Annotated in this window: 5 protein-coding genes and 1 pseudogene; 5 read left to right on the forward strand and 1 reads right to left on the reverse strand. The window is 36.4% G+C overall.

The features are described 5' to 3' along the window. Positions 1-114: pseudogene (locus tag AB3X49_RS16855) on the reverse strand (dihydroxyacetone kinase transcriptional activator DhaS); the annotation flags it as partial. A 177-nt stretch (positions 115-291) separates the two neighbouring features. On the opposite strand from AB3X49_RS16855, the gene dhaK reads away from it, so the two are divergent. The 5 genes from dhaK to AB3X49_RS16880 form a co-directional block, all read left to right on the forward strand. Next, the gene (gene dhaK, locus AB3X49_RS16860) at positions 292-2,043 is read left to right on the forward strand and encodes a dihydroxyacetone kinase subunit DhaK (RefSeq protein WP_367963512.1); all 1,752 of its coding nucleotides are present in this window, start codon (positions 292-294) and stop codon (positions 2,041-2,043) included. A gap of 659 nt (positions 2,044-2,702) precedes the next feature. Next, on the forward strand, positions 2,703-2,999 hold the full coding sequence (locus AB3X49_RS16865) for a WXG100 family type VII secretion target (protein ID WP_000918596.1): 297 nt from the start codon (positions 2,703-2,705) through the stop codon (positions 2,997-2,999). A 188-nt stretch (positions 3,000-3,187) separates the two neighbouring features. After that, the gene (locus tag AB3X49_RS16870) at positions 3,188-3,463 is read left to right on the forward strand and encodes a TIGR04197 family type VII secretion effector (protein ID WP_340985855.1); all 276 of its coding nucleotides are present in this window, start codon (positions 3,188-3,190) and stop codon (positions 3,461-3,463) included. A gap of 41 nt (positions 3,464-3,504) precedes the next feature. Then, a complete protein-coding gene (locus AB3X49_RS16875; RefSeq protein ID WP_340988128.1) occupies positions 3,505-3,867 on the forward strand; it encodes a DUF3958 family protein in 363 nt (120 codons plus the stop codon). Then, the coding region (locus tag AB3X49_RS16880) for a DNA/RNA non-specific endonuclease (RefSeq protein WP_367963515.1) at positions 3,864-5,461 on the forward strand (1,598 nt) is incomplete at its 3' end. The genes AB3X49_RS16875 and AB3X49_RS16880, both read left to right, overlap by 4 nt.

Consider the following 5,461-nt stretch of genomic DNA (forward strand, 5'->3'; position numbering starts at 1 on the left):
CATTTGACAGTGTAACATAATATCGCTCACTGATATTTTATGAAACGATTCTGTTTCCATTAAATGTTTCAATGAGTTCGCGATTATCTTTTTAGAAATTATAGAAGAGGTCATCTGAATCATCCCTAGAATGTAGTAATATGAAAATCCTACCTACAAATGAGAGCGGTGTCTTTAGACAGATTGTCCATTTTGTCCGTTTACTATAAAACGCTTTCATTTTAACATGAGTAGTAAGAAGAAGATTTCAAATATATCACAATATATTAAAGGAATTGAGGGAGAATCACAATGAAAAAGATTATAAACAAACCAGAAACATTAGTAATGGAAATGTGCAACGGAATGGTGATGGCTCATCCAGAGCTTGAGTTTTTGAAAAAATATAAAGTTATTAAGAAGAAAGAAATGAATGAAAATAAAGTAACGTTAATTAGTGGCGGCGGTAGTGGTCATGAGCCAGCGCATGCAGGTCTAGTCGGAAAAGGAATGCTGGATGCAGCAGTGTGCGGAGATGTGTTTGCTTCTCCTTCACAAATTCAGGTATATCAGGCGATTAAAGAGACAGCTAGTAAAAAAGGTACGTTATTAATTATTAAAAATTATAGCGGCGATATTATGAATTTCAAAAACGGTGCACATTTAGCGACTGAAGATGGAATTGAAGTCGACTACGTAAAAGTAGACGATGATATTGCGGTAGAAGATAGCCTGTATACAGTAGGACGCCGCGGTGTTGCGGGAGTTATTTTAGTGCATAAAATTGCCGGCGCAGCAGCGGAAGCAGGAATGGATTTAGGAGCGGTGAAAGCTGTAGCGGAAAAAGCAGCGGCTAACGTGCGCACAATCGGTTTAGCGTTAACTTCTTGTACAGTACCAGCGAGCGGATCACCTACTTTTACACTTGAAGAAGATGAAATGGAATACGGCGTAGGTATTCACGGTGAACCAGGTATTAAACGTGAAAAAACGATGTCAGCAGATGAATTAGCTAACCGTATGACAAATGATTTAATAAAAGATTTAGGAGTAAAAGATGGCGAGGAAATTGCGCTTCTTGTAAATGGTTTTGGCGGCACACCACTGCAAGAACTATACTTATTTAACAACGCAGTTACGAGAGAATTAGCTGCTAGAAATATTAAGATTAATAGAGTATTCGTCGGTAACTATATGACGAGTATTGATATGGCAGGTATGTCTTTAACAGTGATGAAGTTAGATGACGAGTTAAAAACGTTGCTATCGAAAGAGTGTAATACACCAGCGTTTAAAGTAGATGGACCAGTTCAAAGTGTAGAGTACGTGAATGTGCTTGAAGATGTAGAAGAGAAGGAAGTTTCCTTCGAAATAGAAACAGCGGAAGAGCACGCTGTTATTAAAGATAATGTCATTACATTAAATAACATGATTTATCTCGTTGATAAAATGAGTGACATTATTATTAAAAATGAAGTACCGTTCTGTGAGTTAGATACACATGCAGGTGACGGAGACTTCGGAATGAGTGTTGCAAAAGGATTTAAGCAATTAAAGCGTGAGTGGCATTCTATTGTAGATCAAGAGAATGTAACGATCGGATCATTCCTTGACGGTTGTTCAATGATTATTATGGAACATTGCGGCGGCGCTTCTGGTCCAATTTGGGGCGGAGCATTCCGCGCAGCTAGTAAAGCAGCAGGCGAAAAACGTGAGTTAACAGCCAAAGAGTTCGCTGAAATATTGCAAGCGGCACTGCAAGGCATACAATCTATCGGTGAAAGATCATTCGGTAGAGGAGCAGAAGTTGGTGATAAAACACTTGTTGATGCACTTGCTCCATGTGTAGATTCTTGGTTAGCTAGCGCTTCAAACGAAGTAGACGTGAAAACTGCCTTTGAAAAAGGAGCAGAAGCAGCGGTTAAAGGAGCAGAGTATACGAAAGAAATCGTAGCTCGTATGGGTCGCGCTGGTACAGTTGGTGAAAGAAGCTTAGGCTATCCAGATGCAGGTGCACATGCGCTTGGAGTTATCTTTACGGAGATTGCGGGTAGTTTGAAATAGAAATTAGAAGATCCCCTCTACCTTATGCTGGAGGGGATTTTTCTATAGTTGATTGATATATAATTTTGCTAGATGCTCTCTCCGTAAAGATATGTATGTTTATAAATACTAAGATAATAGTTTTAAAAGAAGCAACGTGAGTTCCTATAAATATGGAATTCACGTTGTTTAATTGTGTTTTGGAAAACGGCCCAATCGATAAAAATCACTTCAAAAGGTGGTATTTATTGTTTTGGGTTTCAAAATTATGGTTGGACACCTTATGAAGTGGTTTGGGAGGGATAAAGAGATTATTCCATAAGGTGTACCTTTTGAAACACTCTTGCGGAGATATCAAGGATTCTTAAATAGGAAATTACAAATATATAAAAACAAAGAATTAATTATCATTATAGGCTACATAAAAAACACTCTCGATTTTAAAATTTTTTCTCAATAAAGATTATGGATAAATTTAGAAAAAAACGGAAAGGGATTTTCGGTTTGTTTAAAGATTAAATGTGAAGGAAAAGAAATAAGAATAGTCTTTGTGATTACTATTTTATTTTTATTATAGAAAGATAAAATATTTGAAAGTTCTTAACAATGCGTTATAATGTGTTTAGTAAAATTAACCAAAAAATATATTTTATTTATTATGTACTAAAGGAGAGATAAAAATGGCTGGACAAATTCGTATGTCACCAGAGGAGCTTAAATCGAAAGCCACTCGATATGGACAAGGTGCAAATCAAATTGAGGATATTTTACGTCAACTACAAAACTTACAAAATGAATTAAGAGGAGAATGGGAAGGTCGTGCATTTGAAGGTTTTGACCAACAGTTCAATGAATTAAAGCCAAAAGTACAAAACTTCGCACAGCTATTACAAGAAATTAATATGCAGCTTAATAAAACTGCAGAGGCTGTTGCTTCTCATGATGAAGAATTATCACGTAATTTCGGTTTGAAATAAAAAACGTTTTACCCTATATAACAAGAACTTTAAATGAGCCATACAATATAAGTTGTATGGCTTATTTAAATGCGTACCCAGCTTAGGTGGGCACGCATTTAAAAAGGGCGATATTGATAGGGAAATCTCATATATTTATTGAAATTTCTTCGATACGTTTGGAAAAATTATAGAAAGGGTTTGAAAGAATGGGACAATTTCAAAGTAATTTACAAACAGCAACGCAAATTGCTACGAAAATGGGATCAGCCTCTGACAGGATTCAAAGTGCAACAAGTCGTTCTATAACAAAGGCGACGCGTACAACACTATCTGTTAACTCCAAAGCACAAGAAGCTAATCAACAAGTTTTAGACTTGACGAAACAATTTTTTGTTGCCTTTCAACAAGCGGTTGATAATATTCATTCGGTAGCTAACGAGTTTGAGAGAATGGATAACGAACTTCACAACACTTTTCGCTAATGTGACAACCTACGTAAAGGTATAATGGTAGGAGGAATATGATGAGTCAAGATATTGAAAAACAAATTAATCAAGTAAATCAAAAGTTAAGAAGTGTATTTGAAGAACAAGACCGAAATCAATCCGCGATTCACATTCAGGAGCAAGCGGAAGCAGATTTTTATGAATGGAGAGGTCGAAGCCATCGTTTGTTTGATCGAATTTTAGGAACTTGGCATGGTGATAGAGAAATGTCTCAGTTTCTTATGAATACATATCAAGATGCACAACATATTGAAAGAAAAGTCACATTTGAATTGGAAAACAAAAAAGAAACGTTGCTTAAAGAAAGACGAGACCTTAGTGATTTAGAAAACGACCTTTCCTATCAACAACAAAAATTAGCAAGGGAGGTCAATGCATGAGTTTAAATATGTATTTCGGAGAAGTACAAAGCCAAACTCAAAGCATGAATGCTGTATGTATCGCTACCATTCAAGGCATGGAACAAGCGATTCAGTCGATTGACGCTTTTGCAGTTGATACTGTGTTACAAGGGCAAACATATAGTAGTGCAAAAGCATTTTTTGTTCAAACCTTTCGTCCTTTAGCGCAAGGAATCATTTATTTATGTGAAGAATTAATCCGTCAGAATGATGCTTTTCCAAGTCAATTTCAATCAAAGGTAGCTTCAACTGATGTCATTGAACAAGAGTTACTAGAACAAATTCGGGACATTGACCGAATGAAAACAAGTATGGAAGCCATTAGTCAAGCTATGCCAATCCCGGGTATGGACGCTATGGCGAATCTTTTTACTGTCATGAGGAAAAAACTGCAAGAAAAATTAGAACATCTATATGAATTTAATTATACTTCTAGTAGTAATTATGATACTGCACTCCAACTAGCCGCTAACATTGCGACGGGTTTGGCGGAAGTCCAAAGTGGAAAAGGCTTTAGTCCCGCAAGTGGTATATTTAGTACGCAAGGGTTGAATATGGACTGGACAACTTCTATTCAATCAATTGGAGAAAAGATAACACGTAAAGCGGACAATTTTGTAAATAGCAATTTATCAGGTGATAATATCGAAGATAGTGCAATGTTTAGTAAACCCTCTGAAAAATCTATGCTTAGAAAAATTTGGGATGGTATATACGTTGGTTCTGGGCAAGTTATTGGAGGTATTGTAGAAGGGTTTGATTCATTAGATGATACAGTAACAAAAGAAAATATTAAGTATGCTATAGGTCATCCCCTAGAGACAGCTTCTACTGCGTGGAATACTGTTTCGGATTCATTTATAAATGATGTTTGGCATGGTGATGCTGAAAGTCGTGCTAAATGGGGAACAAATATTTTTATGGAACTTGGATTAGGATGGATTGGGGATAAAGGGATAAGCAAAGTAGGGAAAATAACTACACTCGGTGAAGGTGTGAATCTAGCAAAATTCTCAGAAGGCATCTCTTCCGTTTCGAATCAAATACCATTGAAAGACCGATTTGCTTTTGCTGACGGAAATGGTGGACGATTCAGATTTAATATGCCTGAGTTTAACCAAGCAAAGGATACGCTTTTATCCGCTAAAGTAAAATATGGAGATCATTATGAAAGAGTTAAACGCAGAAAAGTACTTGCACCAGATGTAGAGTATACATCATCATCAGGTCATACTTATAAAACTGATAGTGAGAGGCGCATTACCAGTGTAGAAGGAGAATTAAAAACAGGAGATGCTAAAAGAAATCCTTATGCACAACGAAAAGCTGGGCAAAATGGACCAAATGGAAGAAATGATAGATTTCAAGATGATGATGGAGGTCATTTAATCGCAAGTATGTTTGAGGGATCTGGTGATATTGATAATTTAGTAGCAATGAATTCACAAATAAATCGTTCTGGTGGTAAATGGTATAGTCTTGAACAGGAGTGGGCAAAAGCTTTAGCTGATGGTAAAACTGTGAAAGTAAAAATAGAACCTAAATATGCAGGGGATAATATACGGCCAATATC

Origin of the sequence: Bacillus sp. C30 (assembly GCF_040838255.1) — a bacterium.
In the GTDB taxonomy this organism is placed as follows: domain Bacteria; phylum Bacillota; class Bacilli; order Bacillales; family Bacillaceae_G; genus Bacillus_A; species Bacillus_A mycoides.

What these genes read in the sequence shown, in the direction of transcription:
- AB3X49_RS16870 (WP_340985855.1), top strand. Translation starts at nt 3,188, where the DNA reads ATGGGACAATTTCAAAGTAATTTACAAACAGCAACGCAAATTGCTACG.
- AB3X49_RS16865 (WP_000918596.1), top strand. Translation starts at nt 2,703, where the DNA reads ATGGCTGGACAAATTCGTATGTCACCAGAGGAGCTTAAATCGAAAGCC.
- dhaK (WP_367963512.1), top strand. Translation starts at nt 292, where the DNA reads ATGAAAAAGATTATAAACAAACCAGAAACATTAGTAATGGAAATGTGC.
- AB3X49_RS16875 (WP_340988128.1), top strand. Translation starts at nt 3,505, where the DNA reads ATGAGTCAAGATATTGAAAAACAAATTAATCAAGTAAATCAAAAGTTA.